This window comes from Saccharopolyspora sp. NPDC050642, from assembly GCF_040654735.1.
Lineage (GTDB): Bacteria > Actinomycetota > Actinomycetes > Mycobacteriales > Pseudonocardiaceae > Saccharopolyspora > Saccharopolyspora elongata.
The window spans coordinates 38,663-56,236 of sequence record NZ_JBFAIN010000005.1 but is presented as its reverse complement, the minus strand read 5'-3'; the positions used below and the strand labels follow the sequence as shown (position 1 = coordinate 56,236).

Below are 17,574 nucleotides of genomic sequence, written 5' to 3'. Positions count from 1 at the left end.
GTTCGGCGCCGTGCCGGATTTTCACAGTTCGAATTGAAACGGTGATTTACCGGCCGGCGGGACCGCAGTTTCAATTGAAACTGCGGTCGACCGGTCAGGCGTCGGCTTCCAGCATCTCGGCGGTCACCGCGGATTCGGTGTCCGGGACGCCCAGTTCGCGTGCTCGCTTGTCGGCCATCGCCAGCAGGCGGCGGATCCGGCCGGCCACCGCGTCCTTGGTCATCGGCGGGTCCGCCAGCTGGCCGAGCTCCTCCAGCGATGCCTGCCGGTGCGCCAGCCGCAGCCGGCCCGCCACCGTCAGGTGATCCGGGGCCGTCGGGCCCAGCAGCTCCAGCGCCCGCTCCACCCGGGCGGCCGCGGCGACCGCGGCGCGCGCCGAGCGGCGCAGGTTGGCGTCGTCGAAGTTCGCCAGCCGGTTGGCGGTCGCCCGCACCTCGCGGCGCATCCGGCGCTCTTCCCACGCGAGCACGCTGGAGTGCGCGCCGAGCCTGGTCAGCAGCGCGCCGATGGCGTCGCCGTCGCGCACCACCACCCGGTCCGCGCCGCGCACCTCGCGCGACTTCGCCGCCACGCCGATCCGCCGCGCGGCACCGACCAGCGCCAGCGCCGCCTCCGGGCCCGGGCAGGTGACCTCCATCGACGACGACCGGCCCGGCTCGGTCAGCGAGCCGTGCGCCAGGAAGGCGCCGCGCCACGCGGCTTCCGAATCGCAGGCGCCGCCGGAGACGACGTGCGCGGGCAGGCCGCGCACGGGGCGGCCGCGCGGGTCGAGCAGTCCCGTCTGCCGGGCAAGGCCCTCGCCGTCCTTGACCACCCGCACCACGTACCGGGTGCCCTTGCGCAGCCCGCCGGAGGTGATCATGTGCACGTCGGACTGGTGCCCGAACAGTTCGTGGATCTCCTTGCGGAGCCGGCGCGCCGTGGAGCCGCTGTCCAGCTCGGCCTCGATCACCACCCGGCCGGCGACGATGTGCAGCCCGCCGGCGAAGCGCAGCAACGAGGACACCTCAGCCCGTCGGCAGCACGTCTTCGTCACCGACAACCGGCTCAACTCGTCCTTGACCGCCGCGGTCATCGCCACCGGTCCGTCCTCCTCTCCAATGCGGCCCGCAGGCTGGCCGCCAGCGCCTCCGGGTCGTGCCGTCCCGGCACGGCCGGCGCGGCGATCTTGTCCAGCAAAGTCTGCGCACCCAGATCGGCGGCCGCAGCTCGAAGCCGATCAGGGGTAGGCACCGAGTCAGCGTCGGCCAACACGGCGTCGACCCGCAGCCGCGGTGCGTGCTGCGAGAGTACGTCCAGGTGCTGTTCGGGTGAGAAGCCCGCCGTCTCACCCGGCTGCGGGACGAGGTTGAGCACCACCACGCGGCGCGCGGTAGTGCTCACCAATGCCTCGTGCAGCTCCGGGACCAGCAGGTGCGGCAGCACGCTGGTGAACCACGAGCCGGGTCCGAGCAGCACCAGATCGGCGCCCAGCACGGCCTCCACCGCTTGCGGGCAGGCTGCCGGTTCTTCGACACCATTCGCGTGCAAGCGCACTTGTTTCACTCGTCCGGGCGTACTGGCGATGGCCACCTGTCCCCGGATCGTGCGAATCGCGTCGGGATCGGAGTCGAGCCCGACGACGTCGGCGGCCATGTCCAGCGGCACCGTCGACATCGGCAGGACCCGGCCCTGCACGCCGAGCAGCCGGCAGGCGTGGTCGAGGACCTCGACCGGATCGCCCAGCACCTCCAGCAGCCCAGCGAGCAGCAGGTTGCCGACGGCATGGCCGGCGAGGGCCCCACTGCCGCCGAAGCGGTGCTCGAACACCGTCGCCCACAGCTGGCCGTCGGCGTCGGAGTCGGCGAGGGCGGCGAGCGCTTTGCGCAGATCGCCCGGCGGCAGCATGCCCAGCTCGCGGCGCAGCCGCCCGGACGACCCGCCGTCGTCGGCCACCGTCACCACCGCCGTCACGTCGGTGGTGAGCTGGCGCAGCGCGGACAGCGTCGCCTGCAGGCCGTGGCCGCCGCCGAGCGCGACCGCGCGCAGCGGGGCGCTCACTCGCGCCCCAGGTCCCGGTGCACCGTCTTGACCATCATCCCGTCGTCCTCGGCGAGTCGGCGGGCCAGCTCCTCGGCGAGCGCGACGCTGCGGTGCTTGCCGCCGGTGCAGCCCAGCGCCAGCGTCAGATACCGCTTGCCCTCGCGGTGGTAGCCGGCCCCGACCAGCCGCAGCAGCTGCTGGTAGCTCTGCAGGAACTCCTCCGCGCCCTCCTGGCCGAGCACGTAGTTGCGGACCTCCTCGTCGAGGCCGTTGAACTCGCGCAGCTCCGGGATCCAGAACGGGTTCGGCAGGAAGCGGCAGTCCATCACCAGGTCGGCGTCCATCGGCAGGCCGTACTTGTAGCCGAAGGACAGCACGGTCAGCCGGGTGCGGGTGCTCGCCTCGGTGCCGAACGCGTCCTCGATCTTGGACCGCAGCTGGTGCACGGACAGGCTGGTGGTGTCCAGCACCAGGTCGGCCTCGGAGCGCAGCTTCGACAGCAGCGACCGCTCCGCGGCGATCCCGTCGGCCAGCCGCCCCTCCCCCTGCAGCGGGTGGCCGCGCCGCACCTGCTCGAAGCGGCGGATCAGCACCTCGTCGGTGGCCTCCAGGAACAGGACCTTCGGCTTGTAGCCGCGGGCGTCGAGGTCCTTGATGACCGCGCCCAGGTCCTCGGTGAACGCGCGGCTGCGCACGTCCATCACCACCGCGACGCGGGTGACCGCGCCGCTGGAGCGCGCCCCCAGCTCCACCATCGTGGCGATCAGTTCCGGTGGCAGGTTGTCCACCACGAACCAGCCCAGGTCTTCCAGGCACTTGGCCGCGGTGCTGCGCCCCGCCCCGGACAGGCCGCTGACCACGGCGACCTCGATGCCCGACTGCTCGTCAGTCACTGCTCTCCCCTTCAGCGTTGTCGGCGCCGGGCCCCGCCCGGTCGTCCGGCACCGGGCTCGGCCCGGTTCCCCCTTCGGCCGCCAGCGCCGAGTGCACGGTCTCGGCGGTGCGGCGGCCGATCCCGGGCACCGTGGCGATCTCGTCCACCCCGGCCTGGCGCAGTTTGCGCACCGAGCCGAAGTGCTTGAGCAACGCCGAGCGGCGGGTTTCGCCCAGTCCCGGAATCGCGTCCAATGTGGAGCTTGTCATGCGCTTGCCGCGCTTCTTGCGGTGGTAGCCGATGGCGAAGCGGTGCGCCTCGTCGCGGACCCGTTGCAGCAGGTAGAGCGCCTCGCTGGTGCGCGGCAGGATCACCGGGTCCGGGTCGGCGGGCAGCCAGACCTCCTCCAGCCGCTTGGCCAGCCCGATCACCGCGACGTCGGTGATGCCCATTTCGGTCAGCGCGTCCGCGGCCGCGTTGGCCTGCGGCGCGCCGCCGTCGATCACCAGCAGGTTCGGCGGGTAGGCGAACTTGCGCGGGCGGCCGGTGTCGGGGTCGATCGCCGCGCCGACGGGCCCCGAGCCGGTCTGCTCCGGCGGGATGTCGGACTTCGCCGTCTCGCTGAGGTAGCGGTGGAAGCGGCGGCGCACGACCTCGTCGATGGAGCCGACGTCGCCGCCCTCGGCGCCCTCCCGGACCTCGAAGCGGCGGTACTCGGACTTGCGCGGCACGCCGTCCTCGAACACCACCAGCGACGCCACCACGTCTGTGCCCTGCACGTGGCTGACGTCGATGCACTCGATGCGCAGCGGCGCGGTGTCCAGCGCCAGCGCTTCCTGGAGCTCCTGCAACGCCGCCGACCGGGCCGTCAGGTCGCCGGCGCGGCGCAGCTTGTACTGCTGGAACGACTCCTTGGCGTTGCGCTCGACGGTTTCCATCAGCGCCCGCTTGTCGCCGCGCTGCGGCACCCGGAGGCTGACCCGGCTGCCGCGCAGCTCGCCGAGCCAGCCGGCGATCGCCTCCGCGTCGTCGGGCAGCTGCGGCACCAGCACCTCGCGCGGCACCGGGCTGCCGCCCGCGTCGGCCTGGTCGGCCAGCGACGCCTGCTCGCCGTAGAACTGGGTGAGGAACTGCGAGGTGAGAGCCGAGGTGTCCATTTCCTCGACCTTGTCGATGACCCAACCGCGCTGGCCGCGCACCCGACCGCCGCGGATGTGGAAGACCTGCACGGCGGCGGCGAGCTCGTCCTCGGCGAAGGCCACCACGTCGGCGTCGGTGCCGTCGCCGAGCACCACGGCCTGCTTCTCCATCGCCCGCCGCAGGGCCTCCAGGTCGTCGCGCAGCCGGGCGGCGCGCTCGAACTCCAGCTCCGCGGAGGCGGCCTGCATCTCCTTGTCGAGCTTGCGCATCAGCTGGTCGGTGTGCCCGGCCAGGAAGTCGCAGAAGTCCTCGACGATGTCCCGGTGCTCGTCGGCGTCGACCCGGCCCACGCAGGGCGCCGAGCACTTGCCGATGTATCCGAGCAGGCAGGGGCGGCCGATCTGCGAGTGCCGCTTGAACACCCCGCCGGAGCAGGTGCGCGCGGGGAACACCCGCAGCAGCAGGTCGAGGGTCTCGCGGATCGCCCACGCGTGCGCGTACGGGCCGAAGTACCGCACGCCCTTGCGGCGCGGGCCGCGGTAGACGTGCAGGCGCGGGAACTCCTCGTGCAGGGTCACCGCCAGCACCGGGTACGACTTGTCGTCGCGGTAGCGGACGTTGAACTTCGGGTCGTACTCCTTGATCCAGGAGTACTCCAGCTGCAGCGCCTCGACCTCGGTGCCGACGACGGTCCACTGCACGCCGGTGGCCGTGGTAACCATCTGCCGGGTCCGCGGGTGCAGTCCGGCGAGGTCGGCGAAGTACGACGAGAGCCTGCTGCGCAGGCTTTTCGCCTTGCCGACGTAGATCACTCGGCCGCCGGCATCGTGGAACCGGTAGACGCCGGGGGCGTCCGGGATCGTGCCTGGCGCTGGTCGGTAGGTGGACGGGTCGGCCACGCCTCCACCCTACGTGCGGGGACCGACCGACCGGATCTCGGTGCGCCGACCGTTCGGTCTACCACCCGGGGCGGCCCGGCGGGGCACACTGGGGGACGCCCGTGATCGCGCACCTCGGAAGAGCCCGGATCCGCGGAGGTCAGCAGTGAACATCGACAACGCCCATCCCGAACGAGCGACGCTGTCCGAGGTCGGCCCCGGGGTTCACGCGTGGGTCCAACCGGATGGTTCGTGGTGGATCAACAACGCCGGGGCGGTGCTCGGCGACGACGGCGTCGTGCTGATCGACACCTGCGCGACCGCGCAGCGCACCCGCCGGTTCCTGGACGCGGTGCGCGCCGCGAGCGGCGATGCGCCGATCCGGTTCGCGGTGAACACCCACCTGCACGGCGACCACACGCACGGCAACGCGCTGCTGCCCGACTCGACCGTCCTCATCGGACACCCGGCGACCCGGACGGGCATCCTGGCGGAGACGATCCTCGCGGAGCCGCCGCCGGTGTGGGATCCCGTGCCGGACTGGGGCATCACCGAGACCCGCGCGCCGACGGTGCTGCTGCAGGATTCGCTGGTCCTGCAGAGCGGCGACCGGCAGGTCGAACTTCACCACCCCGGGTACACCGCGCACACGCCCGGCGACGTGGTGGCGTGGGTGCCGGACGCCGGGGTGCTGTTCACCGGCGACCTGATCTTCCACGGCGTCACGCCGCTGGTGTTCATGGGTTCGGTGGAGGGCGCGCTGAAGGCGCTGGACTGGCTGGCGGGGTTCGGCGCGGCGAAGGTGGTGCCGGGCCACGGCTCGGTCCTGCCGGGTTCGGCGTTCCCGCGGGTGCTGGAGGACCACGCCCGCTACTACCGGTTCGTGCTGGACACGGCCCGCCAGGCCCGCACCGACGGCCTCTCGCCGCTGGAGGCGGCCCGGCGCTGCGACCTCGGCGAGTTCGCGGGCTGGCCGGACCGCGAGCGGATCGTCCTGAACCTGCACCGCGCCTACGCCGAAGCGGACGAGACCGAGTTCGACCGGGCGGCGGCGTTCGCCGACGCGATCGCCTACAACGGAGGCCCGCTCCGCTGCGCGGTCTGATCCCTTGGTGGGCGGCAGTTTCAATTGAAACTGCCGCCCACCAAGGGAAAGTCACAGTTTCAATTGAAACTGCGGACTTCCGGGTCAGAGGGGGCGTGGGATGCGGTCCGCGACCGGGGCGAGGGTGACCGGGAGCGACGGGAGGGCCTGGTACCAGTACGCCACCGACGAGACGTCGTCGGAGCGCTTGTTGGCGTGCCCGTGCTCGATGGTCACCTTGATGGACTTCTCGAACACCACCGGGTCTTCGACGTGGAAGCGGTAGTAGGACACCTGCCCGCTCCAGTTCGGCCCGCCCGGCATGGTCAGCCCGTGGTACGGCGCCTGGTACGGCTGGTTCGGGCACCACGCGGTGTTGAAGTAGTCCTCGGTTCCGGTGCCGTGCAGCCGCGGCGGCCAGGGTTCGCCGTCGATGAAGAACATGTCGTCGCCCTCGCCGTACCAGTTCCAGTCGCTGGTGTGGCGGAGGTTGTGCACGTTGAGCACCGTGCCGACGTAGTGGCCGCGCCCCTCCGCCTCCAGCAGCACGTAGTTGCCCGCGCCGTCGGTGTTGGTGCCGCCGAAGAGGAACTCCTCGTTGGTCTGATCGCCCTGCTCGATGCCGTCGGTGGGGTTCTGCCGCCGCCACTGGGCGTGGAAGTAGCCCAGTTCCGGGTCGGCTTCGCCGTAGGTCTCGTAGTCGATGTAGTAGTAGAACGTCACCGGCTTGACGCTCATCTCGCTGATCAGCTCGAAGCGGGCGCGCCCGGCGAAGGGCATCGCGAACCAGCAGTTGAAGCCCTTGCCGTCCTGCGGGCTCATCTGCAGCGGCGCGGAGGAGAAGTTGGCGCTGCGGCCGTGCCCCATGCCGAAGAAGTCGCCCAGCGGCACCAGCACCGCGGGGTGCGCCGAGTCGTCCCAGGTGATCTTCAGGACGAGCCGCCGCAGGTAGTCGCCCTCCAGTTCGGCGGGCTTGCCGACGTGGTCGAGGGCGACGGTGCACCAGATGTGGGTGATCACGCCCGGCCCGGCGATGTCGGCCAGTTCCCTGGTCTCACCCGGCCCGATGCGCGTGTTGTCGGTGTTGCCGCCGGTGCGGTCCCAGCTGGACACCCGGCCGCGCCGGGTCTGCCGCAGCCGGGGCAGATCCCGCAGGCTGCTGCCGAAATCCCCGTATCCGGACAAGATTCCTCCCCAGTGGTAGCGACTGTGCTCCTGATCACGTTCTACCACGCGGCACTCGCCGCCAAGCCGTTTTCCCGCCGGGATGCAGGAACCGCGTGCCCAGTTCCCGGTCCCAGCGCTGGAACAGCCGCGGGTAGATCGACGCGGCCAGCTCAGGCGATCCGTCGGCGCCCCGCATCGCGATCAGCCACCGGCCGGAAACGCTGAAGGCGCAGACCGCTTGGTCGCCCTCGTGGTTGCCGCGCGCGTCGGGCTCCGGGTAGTGCGAGCCCGTGCGGTAGACGGCCGCGCTGTCGCCGAACCGCCCGGATCCCGGGTCACTACACGTCCTCGACGTCCCGCCATTCCGGCACGAAATCGCCGTCCTGCCACCGGAATCCGTCCGTCACCAGCAGGTTCGGTTCGCCCTGCGGGTCGCCCGGCGGCCGGCTCCACGACTGGACGGTCAGCTCGTCGCCGGACAGCGTCACGGCCGCCGGGGCGAGCCCGGTGCCCTGCGGTCCCGGGTCGTCGCCCAGCAATGCCTGGATCAGCCGCGGCGAATCCGGTGGCGATCCGCCGTCGTAGACCTGCACTTCGCGGAGGTGGGTGCCGTAGGCCAGGTCGCAGCTCACCGCCAGCACTGCCTCGGGACGGCCGTCGCCGGTCAGGTCCTGGAACCGGCCGTGCACGATCGCCCCGAATTCCTCGTCGCAGCCCCGCTCCGCCAGCACGGCCGTCCAGTCCGCACCGCCGAGCGGGCCGTAGGGATCCGGCTCGCACAGCCGGGCCGCGGCCGGTTCCGCGGTCGAGCAATGGCGCACGTAGGCGTCCCAGCCCAGCGGCGGGTTCAGCGGGTCGTAGAACGTCGAGAACACCAGCGCCGAATCGCCGTGCCGGTAGGTCACCGCGCCGTTGCGGTAAACCCCGCGGGTCTCCAGGATTCGCGCGAACCCGGCGGGATCGTCGACGTCCACCAGCCCGTCGGCGGCGACGCCGTCGTCCACCACCAGCGGCGCCGACATCGCCGCCAGGACCGCGTCCATCCGGTCCTGGCAGGCCATGTCGTGCATGCTCTGCAGCTGCGCGATCGCCTGGCGCCTGAGCGCTTCCGGCGGCAGGTCCGCGATGGCGACGTCCGCGGGCGGGCAGCCGCCGCGGGATTCGCCCGGTCGCAGGAAGTCCGTGCCCGCCTCGCGGTCGAATTCCGCCAGCATCCGCGGGTAGAGCTCGGCGACCGTCCGCAAGGGGGACGTGTACGCGCCGATGGCCACCAGCCACTCGTCCGACATGGTGAACGTCCACACCGGACCGCCGCCGATGTCGGTGACTACCTGGCCCTCCGGATCAACGGTGACGTCGGTGGTGGTGAACAGCGCCGACACGTCGCCGAACCACGGGCTCGCGATCTTCGTCCACGCGATGCCACCGCTGGTGGTCGGACGCTGGCAGTCGCCGGCCGAGCGCAGCGCGTCCCGCACCGGCGCCACGTCGTCCTGCGCCAGCTGCACGATCGCCACCTGCGCGGGGGTTTCCTCGCCGATCGTGTAGCCCTTGAAGACGGCGGAACTCGCGGTGCGGAACTGCTGGACGACCGGCACCGGGGCGCAATCCTCCACCGCCGCGAGGAAGAAGCCCCGGTCGAACGAGTCGTAGTCCTGCGCCCGGAATCCGTCTCCTCCCGCCGGCAGCAGCGCGGCCACTTCCTGCGGCGAACGGACTTCCGGCGGCCGGTTCCACCAGATCCCCAACCCGACCCCGGCCGCCACGACCACGACGAGCGCCAGCACCCGGAGCCAGTACCGCATCAGCAACCACCCGCCCGGTCCGGGAAGCTCCAGGACTGCATGCCCCGGGCCGCGAAAACCGCCCCGTACCGCGGGCTGAAGCCGGTCATCTCGAACTCGCCGGCGTCGGGCTTCGCGGTGTACGTCTGCGGTTTCCCGTCGATGACCAAGTCGACGTCGATCACCCAGCGGTAGTGACCGTCGTCGGCGCGCGATTCGACCTGGAACACCACCGTCTCGCCGTCGGCGAGCTGCTGCGCCTGGCCGGCGAAGTACGGCTCGCCGAGCCGCCTGCCGTCGAGCACCCGCGCCCCCGGGCGGAATTCGTCCAGGTCGAAGCCGACCCGCTTCGCGGGCAGGTCGCCCTGCGGCGTGCTGCAGAGCAGCGTGCCAGCGACGTTCGGCTCCCGGCTCAGGATCCGGGCGCGCATGTTCGTGATCACGACGTCGCGGGAGCGAGCGCCCTCGATGGTCACCGTCGTGCCGTGCACGCCGGCCTTCACGGCGCGGCGCAGCGCCGGCGAATCGGCCAGGAACTCCGCAGGCGTCCCGATTTCCGCGGGTTCGGCCACGTCGGGCAGCGCGTAGCTGCGATCGTCCACCGGGCCGCCGTCCGAGCTCGCCCAGACCAGGACCGGCGGGCGCGACACGTCGCGGGCGGCGTTCCACAGCATCGGCGCGGCGATCCCGGCCAGCGCGCCGACGAGCGCCACGACCACGAACGCCGGGCCGCGCAGCAGGCGTTGCCACCACTTGCGCCGCGGTGTCGCGGCGCCGGATCCATCCGATTCCGTCGCCACCAAGCGTCGCCTCCTCGGCTACGCCCAAGGATCAACATCCCCGAGCGTACCGAGCGCGCGAGCGCCCAGTGGCGGCATTCGCCCGATCACCGCTGCTCGCAAGGCGAAAGTCGCCCGATGCGAGCAACGCCGGCGGATCAGCGCTGCGGCGGCGTGTAGTTCTCGATGCGGCGCACCAGGTTCCGGATCCGGGCCGCGTACAGCGGCGAGAGCGCGTAGCCCGGGTAGCTGGCGAACCAGCTGGCGCTGCCCAGGCTGACCGCGTCGGCGCCCGCCCAGAAGTACTCGCGGCAGTCGTCGAAGCTGCGGATGCCGCCGGTGGCGATGATCGGCAGCGTCACGTCGGCGTCGCGCAGTTCCTTGACCACCCGCAGGCCGATCGGCTTGATCGCGCGGCCGGAGAGCCCGCCGAAGCCGTTCTTCAGCAGCGGCTGCCCGGTGTTCGGGTCCAGCCGCAGGCCCTTGACGGTGTTGATCGCGGTCAGCGCCGCCACCCCGTGCCGGGCCGCCAGCCGGGCGTGACCGAGGTAGTCGTAGTCCGGCGAGAGCTTCAGGATCACCGGGTGATTGCTGCGCGGCACCGCCTCGGCCAGCACCGACTCGATGATCTGGTTGAAGTCGAAGTTGACGTTGTGGCAGGAGACGTTGAACTCGACCGCGGCGATCTCGCCGGCCGGCACCGCGGCGTTGACCTTGTCGACCAGCGTGACGAACTCCTCGGCGGAGAAGCCGCCGACGGAGATGATGGTGTTCTGCTCGCGGGTGCGCGGGTAGTAGTCGCGCAGGTAGGCGTCGATGCCGACGTTGCACCAGCCGAAGGCGTTGAGCCAGCCGCCGTCGACCTGCCGCAGCGCCTGCCCGTAGCGCTTGATCAGCGCGGGCAGCTCGTGCAGCGGCCACACGTCGCGGGTGGTGAAGTGCCCCTCGCGGGGCTCGACGGTGACCGTGCGGGTGGTGACCGCGCCGAACCGGGACAGCGGCACGAACTGCGAGATCGGGCTCATGCCGTAGGGCACCAGCTTGGTGTTGGCCACGCCGTAGCCGAGCAGGCTGGACGAGGTCACCAGGCGGTTGCGCAGTCTGATGTCGCCGAGCCGCACGCCGAGCTCGGACGGGACGTCTCGCACCAACCGAAGGTTGCGCTCCTGGGCCACGCTCACGATCTCCTCCTACCCGACGTCTCCACGCCGTCGACTCCCATTGTCCCTCACCCGGAGCAGTGCACCGCCCCGGGTTCGCACATCGCACCCGCGTGCGGGGTTGCCTTTCGAACATCTTTCTTGTTCGATTGAACTCGTGGAGAGTTCGGAACGAACTTCGGCGATCATCGAGCGGCTGCGACGGGCGGAGCGGGTCACGGTGGCCGAGCTGGCCGAGGCGACCGGTTCGTCGGAGATGACCATCCGCCGCGACCTCGACCAACTCGCCGAGCAGGGCGTCCTGCGGCGGGTGCGCGGCGGCGCGGTGAGCTTCCTGCGCGGCCACTCCGCGCCGTTCCCGCTCCGCGAGCGCGACGAGACCGGGACCAAGAAGCAGCTGGCCGCGGCGGTCGAGGAGCTGATCGCGGACTGCGAGTCCGTGATCATCGACTCCGGCACGACGACGCTGGAGGTGGCCAAGCGGCTCGCGCACCGCCGGATCACGGCGATCCCGCTCGACCTGCACGCGGCGAACGCGCTGAGCGGCGCGCCGCAGGTCGACCTGCTGATGCCGGGCGGGCGGACGAAGCCGGGCGAGCTGTCGTTCATCGGCCACCTCACCGAGATGTCGCTGCGCGCGTTGCGGGTGGACACCACGATCCTCGGCGTGTGCGGGCTTTCCGCGACGCACGGCCTGACGGCGCACGACCTCGAGGAGGTGCCGGTGAAGCAGGCCGCGGTGGCCGCCGCGCAGCGCGTCGTCGCCGTCTGCCACGGCGCCAAGTTCGCCCGGACCGGCCTGGGATTCGTCTGCCCGATCACCGACATCGACGTGATCGTCACCGACCGGGCCGCGCCTGCCGACGCGCGCGCCGAGCTGGCCGCGGCGGGCGTGGAGGTGCGCGTTGTCTGAGACGACCGTCGCCGTCCCGCAGCGGGCCCGGTGGGCCGTGACGGCCTACTTCGTGATCACCGGCGCGGCGCTGGGCACCTGGACCGCGCGGATCCCGGCGATCAAGCAGGACCTCGGCCTAGACGACGCGCAGGTGACGCTGGCGCTGTTCGCGGTCGCGGCCGGCTCGGTGCTGGCCATGCAGATCGTCGGGCACCTCGCCGACCGCCTCGGCAGCGCGCGGGTGCTGGGACCGGCAGGCATCGCGATGTCGGCGAGCCTGCTGCTGCCCGGCATCGCCGGGAACCTCCCCGCGCTGGTGGCCGCGCTGCTGCTGTTCGGCGCCGGGCACGGCACCGTCGACGTGGCCATGAACACCCACGCGATGCAGGTGCAGCGGCGGTACGGGCGCCCGATCGTGAGCACGTTCCACGCGATGTTCAGCGTCGGCGGCCTGCTCGGCGCCGGAGTGGGCGCGCTCGCGGCGCACGCGGCGATCGGCGTCGGCGCGCACTTCGCGCTCGTCGCGGCCGCGCTCGGCGTGGTGTCGGTGATCGCGCGGCGCGCGCTGCTGCCTCCGGAGGCCCCTTCTGCCGGAAAGCCGGTGCGGCAGCGCGGGATCTCGCCGGGCATCTTGTTCCTGGGCGTGCTGGCCTTCTTCTGCTCGCTGGGCGAAGGCTCGATGGCGGACTGGTCGCCGCTGTACCTGCACGACGTCCTGCAGACCAGCCCGGCGGTCGCGGCGATCGGCTACGCGGTGTTCTCCGCGACGATGGCCGTGTTCCGCTTCCTCGGCGACTTCCTGGTCGCCCGGCTCGGGCCGGTCGTCCTGGTGCGGTGCTGCGGCACCGTCGCGGCCGTGGGTCTCGGCGGCGCGCTGCTGCTGCACCACCCGGCGGCGGCGATCATCGGCTTCGCCCTGTTCGGCATCGGGCTGTCGTGCATCATCCCGCAGGTGTTCAACGCGGCGGGCAACCGCGATCCGAGCCGCAGCGGCCGGGATCTCGCGCAGGTCAGCACGCTCGGCTACGGCGGCCTGCTCGCGGGCCCGGTGGTGATCGGCCTGGTCACCAGCTGGACGGACCTGACCACCGGCCTCGCGATCCCGGCGGTGCTGGCCGCATTCGTCGCGCTCTCCGCCGCCGCGGTCCGGCCCCGCTGAGCCGCACCGGTTTCCGCGTTCGGGCGGACGTCCTTTGCTGCGAACGGCTTCCGGCGTGGCGGATCACGTTCCGCGCTGGTGAACGGCGAGCCCGAGCCGATCGCCGGGCTACTCGTCGCGCTCCAGCAGCGCGATCAGGGCCTCGGCCGCCGGGGACAGCGGGCCGGGGCGGTGCACGACGCCGACCCGCATCCGCACATCGGTCCGAAGTGGACGGACCACCGCGCCCTGCTCGCGGGCCTGGTGGACCGTCTGCCCGGCGACGACCGCGACGCCCACCCCGGCGACGACCAGCGGGATGGCCCCGCTGTTGGCGGTGATCTCGACGGCGGCGACCGGGCTGCGGCCGGTCTCCTCCAGCACCTCCTCCAGCAGCGTCCGCCAGACCGTCCGGGGCGGGCTGGTCACGAACCGCTGGTCGACCAGCGCGGCGGGCTCCAGCGGGCCCTCGCCGTCGGCGAGCGGGTGGTTCGCGGGCAGTGCGATGTGCAGCTCGCGGCTGGCCAGCTGCCTGGTGTGCAGGCCCTCGCCGTCGGCGATCGGCAGCGTGCACAGGCCGAGCTCGCAGGTCCCGGTGCGCACGGTGCGGCCGATCCGGTGCCAGTTGGGCGGCTCGATCATCCGCACCGCGACCTGCGGGTACTGGTGGCAGAACGCGGCCACCACCGCCACCCCCCAACCGCTGAGCAGGTGCTGGACGACGAGGTCGAGCCGACCGCCGGAGAGCTCCCGGACCGGCTCCACGGCGGAGGCGACCTCGGCCAGCCCGTGCACCACCCGCCGGGCGGGTTCCAGCGCGGCCTGGCCCGCCGCGGAGAGCACCAGGCCGCGCCCGGTGCGGTGGAACAACTGCGTCCGCAACTCCCGTTCGAGCCCGACGATCGCCTGCGACAGCGACGGCTGGGAGACGTGCATGGCCTCGGCGGCCTTGGTCATGGTGCCGTGCTCGACGACGGCCAGGAAGTACCGGAGTTGACGCGCATCCACGCCCATCACGTTAAGCCGCCGACCACCGGTCCGGCCCCGACCAGCACCCGCCCGCCGAAGGCCCACCCGCCCGCCTCCGGACCCCACCCCCTCCGCGTCCGGTGGGCCCGTCAGATCGCCCAGCGGGTCTTGCCCTTCGACGCCTCCGCCACCTCGTCGAGCACGCCGGTGCCGCTGACCCGGCCCCTCGACTCCGCCGCCGCCCAGGAGAAGACGCCGCGCGACATCGTCGAGAGCTCCTCCTTGGCGCGCTGCGCGTAGATGTCGGCGCGGACCTCGTGCACCGCGGTGTCGTCCGGCTCCGCCTGCACCGCGAACTCGACGAGGTGGCAGGCCAGCCGCAACTCCCCCGCCGCCGCAGCGGCTTTCGCGCGTTCGGTCAGCGCCGCCGCGCCGCCGGCGAGTTCGGCGAGCGCCGTCGCCAGCTGCGCGTCCGGGGCGGGCTTGAGGTGCGCCGGGTTCCCGTCGTACCAACCGCCGTAGAGCCGCCACACGTTGCGCACGACGAACTCCGGCTCGTCGTACACCGGCCGCAGGTACGGCTTGTCCGCGAGGTGCTCCGGCGGGCGCACGGCGTGCACGATCTCGTCGAGCCGGGCTCCGCGGTTCATCAGCTCCAGGGCCTGCTCGACGAGGCTCTCCAGGTATTCAGCGGTGTCCAGCAGCGCAGCGCGCACCCGGTCCGCGCCGACGATGGGAATCCCGTGGCCGGGCAACAACATCTCGGCCCCGAACCCGGCCATGTGCCGCAGCGCCTGCGCCCACTCGCGGGGATAGCGCTGCACCTTCTGCGGGTTCCCGGCGTTCGGCGTGACCCAGATGAACATGTCGCCGGTCATCAGCACCCGCTGGTCCGGCAGGTAGGCGTAGGTCGCGTCGTCGGTCTCGCCCTTGCCGTGGTGCAGCCGGACTTCGCGGCCGCCGACGGTGAGCGTCATGGTGTCCCGGTAGGTGACGTCGGGATACCGGTAGTCGAGCGGCCAGCGGGAGTCGGCGCGCTGGAACTGCCGCTGGTTGATCACCTCGTTGTAGCCGCTGGTGAGCTTGTAGCGGTCGAACCGGGCGACGACCGCCTCGTGACCGACGACGACCGGCCGGGGCCGCCCCAGCTCGTCGGCCTCGGCGTCGAACGGCCCGACGCCGAAGACGTGGTCGATGTGCCCGTGCGAGTAGACCGCGTAGCGCAGCGGCAGGTCGCTCCAGGCGCGCACGGCGGCGTGCAGCCGGGCGCTGAACCGCTCGTGGCTGGTGTCGAACAGCAGCAGCCCGTCCTCGCCCCGGACGGCCACGACGTTGCCGAAGGCCGGGAAGAGGGCCACGCCCTCGGCGAGTTCGATGACGTGCCCGTCCTGCCAGCTGCCCTTCTGGTAGTCGGCCGTCGTCGCCTCGCCGCGCCAGACCTCGTCGCAGTACGCCAGGAAATCCTTCGCCATCACGGCTCCTTTCCGCCGCGGCCATCCTCGGCGGCGGAGCCCCGGCGGGTCCAATACGCGTTTCCGCCCCCGCGGATAAGACCGCCCTATAACGACAGGCCCAGGCCCCCTCGTGAGCGTTGTGGTCTTACCGAAGAGATCGTTCCGATGTAGCGGTGCAGATGCGGCAGGCCGGGAATTTGAAGCGGCGCAGCCGCTTAGCCCACCTACGAAAGTCGCACCGCCGCGGGTTCTCAGGGGTCCTTCTCGCGAGGACAGCCCCGACGTGGTCATTCATGAGTCGGGGATCCCACAGCGAGAAGACCCCTGAGGTTCCGCCACCCGCATCGCAACGCAGGACGAGCCTGGAAACAAGCTCCTACCTGGCCGCGGATACTGCCGCGTCGCACAGGGCGTGGGCTTCGTCCACCGCTTCGACCAGCGTTTGCGCCGTCAGCCCGGCCACCACCCGGTCGACGTCGCGCAGGCCCGCCCTGGTCAGCAGGCGCTTCTCGTTGGTGACCCACTCGCCGCGGGCCGCGAGCACCCCGTGCGCCGCCTGGCAGGCGGCCTGCGCGATCAGGCCCGCCGTTTCCGCGAGCCGGCCGTGCGGCGCGTGGTTCGCCCGCGCGTAGGCCAGGCCCATCGACGCCTGCCCCCACCAGACCGCGGGTGCGGCCTCGCGGAGGGCGTCCGGGTATTCCGGCCGCGGCAGCTCGCCGTGCAGCACCCGGTTGATGGCCATCTCGGCGACCACCAGGTAGCTGGGGATGCCCGCGAGGTGGAACATCAGCGGCTGCCACTGGAATCGGCCGGCCCGGGCCTCGGCGAGCTCGTGCTCCACGACGTCCAGGTCGCGGTAGTGGACGTCCACGTGGCGGCCCTCGATCTGCAGCCACGCGCCGCCGTTGAACACGCCGCCGCCCCACTCGCCCAGCTCGGAGACCTCCCCGGGCCACCCGACGTCGCGCAGGTCCTGCGGATCGAAGCTGCCGCGGTAGTAGATCGCGAAGTCCCAGTCGCTGTCGGCGTGGTGGATCCCCTGGGCTCGCGAGCCGCCGAGGCTCACCGCCCGGACCCCGGGCAAAGCGGCCAGCCGGTCCGCGACGCGGGCTTCGAATTCGGCATCTTCCAGCACTTGATCAGACTCCTTCGGCGATGCGACCAGCATCCGCGCGACGGGCCGTTTCCGCCCGTCGCGCGGCGAATCCCGCGCGGGCGCGGTTCGCCCGGCGGGTCCTTCGTCCACCGTCAGGAGTCCATGCCGCGGAGGCTATCAGCCGCGCGGCGGAAGTCGATCAACCGACGTGGGTCAACCAGTGCCGGTAGCGCTCGTCGGCACCGGTCATCGCCGCCGCGAAGGCGTCGCGGATCTTGCGCGTCACCGGGCCCGGCTCGCCGATCTCGCGGTTGTCGACCGCGCGGACCGGGGTGACCTCCGCCGCGGTGCCGCAGAGGAACATCTCGTCGGCCGAATACAGGTCCGAGCGCAGCAGGTTCTCGCGGCGCACGGTGATGCCCAGGTCGGTGGCCAGCGTCGTGACCGAGTCCTGGGTGATGCCTTCCAGCGCGCCCGCGCTCGACGGCGGCGTGTAGAGCACGTCGCCGCGCCGGACGAAGATGTTCTCGCCGGAGCACTCGCTGACGTAGCCGTCGGTGCTCAGCAGCACCGCTTCGTCGTACCCGGCCTCGCGCGCCTCCAGCTTGGCCAGCGCGGAGTTCAGGTACGGGCCGGTGGCCTTGGCGGCGGTCGGCACCACGGAGGGATCGTTGCGCCGCCAGGAACTCGTCATGAGCCGCACGCCGCTGTCGCCGCCGTCGAGGTAGGCGCCCCACTCCCAGCTGGCGATCGACATCTGCACCGGCGCGCCGGTCGGGTCGACGCCCATCACGCCGTAGCCGAGGTGGGCCAGCTGGCGGACGTAGCAGGAGCGGTGCCCGTTGGCCCGCACCAGCTCCAGCGTCGCCTCGCGCAGCTCTTCCTTGCGGTGCGGCAACGTCATGCGCAGCATCTTGGCGCTGCGGAACAGCCGGTCGAGGTGCTCGTCGAGCCGGAACAGCGCCGGCCCGTCCGCCGTGGCGTAGGCGCGGATGCCTTCGAAAACGCCGGTGCCGTAGTGCAGCCCGTGGCTGAGCACGTGGACCTGGGCCTCGCGCCACGGCACCAGCGCGCCGTCCATCCAGATGTATTCCGCCTCGGTCAGCGCCATCGCCATCCCCTTCACCAAAGTGG

15 protein-coding genes are annotated in these 17,574 nt (G+C 72.0%); 3 read left to right on the top strand and 12 right to left on the bottom strand.

The window, feature by feature from the left end:
* Window positions 1-94: 94 nt before the first annotated feature.
* From whiA to uvrC, 4 genes are read right to left on the bottom strand one after another with little or no spacing between them, the layout of a single operon-like run.
* Window positions 95-1,081 carry a DNA-binding protein WhiA gene (gene whiA / locus AB0H93_RS10775; RefSeq protein ID WP_093260428.1) on the bottom strand — a complete coding sequence of 329 codons (987 nt, stop codon included), beginning with the start codon at window positions 1,079-1,081 and terminating at the stop codon, window positions 95-97.
* A complete protein-coding gene (gene yvcK / locus AB0H93_RS10770) occupies window positions 1,072-2,040 on the bottom strand; it encodes a uridine diphosphate-N-acetylglucosamine-binding protein YvcK (protein ID WP_358570711.1) in 969 nt (322 codons plus the stop codon). Before yvcK ends, whiA begins: the two co-directional genes overlap by 10 nt.
* Window positions 2,037-2,915 carry an RNase adapter RapZ gene (gene rapZ, locus AB0H93_RS10765; protein WP_093260432.1) on the bottom strand — a complete coding sequence of 293 codons (879 nt, stop codon included), beginning with the start codon at window positions 2,913-2,915 and terminating at the stop codon, window positions 2,037-2,039. Before rapZ ends, yvcK begins: the two co-directional genes overlap by 4 nt.
* Complete coding sequence (uvrC, locus tag AB0H93_RS10760) at window positions 2,908-4,935, bottom strand: excinuclease ABC subunit UvrC (RefSeq protein ID WP_358570708.1); 2,028 nt, start codon at window positions 4,933-4,935, stop codon at window positions 2,908-2,910. Before uvrC ends, rapZ begins: the two co-directional genes overlap by 8 nt.
* Before the next feature lie 145 nt (window positions 4,936-5,080).
* Between uvrC and AB0H93_RS10755 the strand changes: the two genes are divergently transcribed.
* Window positions 5,081-6,019, top strand: coding sequence for an MBL fold metallo-hydrolase (locus tag AB0H93_RS10755; protein WP_358570705.1), 939 nt, complete (start codon window positions 5,081-5,083; stop codon window positions 6,017-6,019).
* 84 nt (window positions 6,020-6,103) lie between these two features.
* Here AB0H93_RS10755 and AB0H93_RS10750 read toward each other — a convergent pair whose 3' ends face one another.
* The 4 genes from AB0H93_RS10750 to AB0H93_RS10735 all read right to left on the bottom strand — a co-directional run bounded on the left by AB0H93_RS10750 (window position 6,104) and on the right by AB0H93_RS10735 (window position 10,909).
* Window positions 6,104-7,183 carry a glycoside hydrolase family 172 protein gene (locus tag AB0H93_RS10750; protein WP_358570702.1) on the bottom strand — a complete coding sequence of 360 codons (1,080 nt, stop codon included), beginning with the start codon at window positions 7,181-7,183 and terminating at the stop codon, window positions 6,104-6,106.
* Window positions 7,184-7,503: 320 nt separating this feature from the next.
* The gene (locus AB0H93_RS10745; protein WP_358570699.1) at window positions 7,504-8,970 is read right to left on the bottom strand and encodes a hypothetical protein; all 1,467 of its coding nucleotides are present in this window, start codon (window positions 8,968-8,970) and stop codon (window positions 7,504-7,506) included.
* Window positions 8,970-9,749: a hypothetical protein gene (locus AB0H93_RS10740; RefSeq protein WP_358570695.1), complete on the bottom strand. Its 780-nt coding sequence runs from the start codon at window positions 9,747-9,749 to the stop codon at window positions 8,970-8,972. The genes AB0H93_RS10745 and AB0H93_RS10740 overlap by 1 nt, the downstream gene beginning before the upstream one ends.
* 137 nt (window positions 9,750-9,886) lie before the next feature.
* Window positions 9,887-10,909, bottom strand: coding sequence for a dihydroorotate dehydrogenase (locus tag AB0H93_RS10735; protein ID WP_358570692.1), 1,023 nt, complete (start codon window positions 10,907-10,909; stop codon window positions 9,887-9,889).
* A 136-nt stretch (window positions 10,910-11,045) separates the two neighbouring features.
* On the opposite strand from AB0H93_RS10735, the gene AB0H93_RS10730 reads away from it, so the two are divergent.
* On the top strand, window positions 11,046-11,801 hold the full coding sequence (locus tag AB0H93_RS10730) for a DeoR/GlpR family DNA-binding transcription regulator (RefSeq protein ID WP_358570689.1): 756 nt from the start codon (window positions 11,046-11,048) through the stop codon (window positions 11,799-11,801).
* Entirely contained in the window at window positions 11,794-12,942 is a 1,149-nt protein-coding gene (locus AB0H93_RS10725) for an MFS transporter (protein WP_358570686.1), read from the top strand. Before AB0H93_RS10730 ends, AB0H93_RS10725 begins: the two co-directional genes overlap by 8 nt.
* Window positions 12,943-13,050: 108 nt before the next feature.
* Here AB0H93_RS10725 and AB0H93_RS10720 read toward each other — a convergent pair whose 3' ends face one another.
* The 4 genes from AB0H93_RS10720 to AB0H93_RS10705 form a co-directional block, all read right to left on the bottom strand.
* Window positions 13,051-13,929 (bottom strand): LysR family transcriptional regulator, encoded by an 879-nt coding sequence (locus tag AB0H93_RS10720; RefSeq protein WP_358570683.1) that lies wholly within the window; start codon window positions 13,927-13,929, stop codon window positions 13,051-13,053.
* Window positions 13,930-14,039: 110 nt separating this feature from the next.
* Window positions 14,040-15,362: an alkyl sulfatase dimerization domain-containing protein gene (locus AB0H93_RS10715; protein ID WP_358570680.1), complete on the bottom strand. Its 1,323-nt coding sequence runs from the start codon at window positions 15,360-15,362 to the stop codon at window positions 14,040-14,042.
* Window positions 15,363-15,720: 358 nt separating this feature from the next.
* Window positions 15,721-16,476: a nucleotidyltransferase domain-containing protein gene (locus AB0H93_RS10710; RefSeq protein WP_358571437.1), complete on the bottom strand. Its 756-nt coding sequence runs from the start codon at window positions 16,474-16,476 to the stop codon at window positions 15,721-15,723.
* A gap of 163 nt (window positions 16,477-16,639) precedes the next feature.
* Window positions 16,640-17,551 carry a branched-chain amino acid transaminase gene (locus AB0H93_RS10705; protein WP_358570677.1) on the bottom strand — a complete coding sequence of 304 codons (912 nt, stop codon included), beginning with the start codon at window positions 17,549-17,551 and terminating at the stop codon, window positions 16,640-16,642.
* Between the last annotated feature and the right edge of the window lie 23 nt (window positions 17,552-17,574).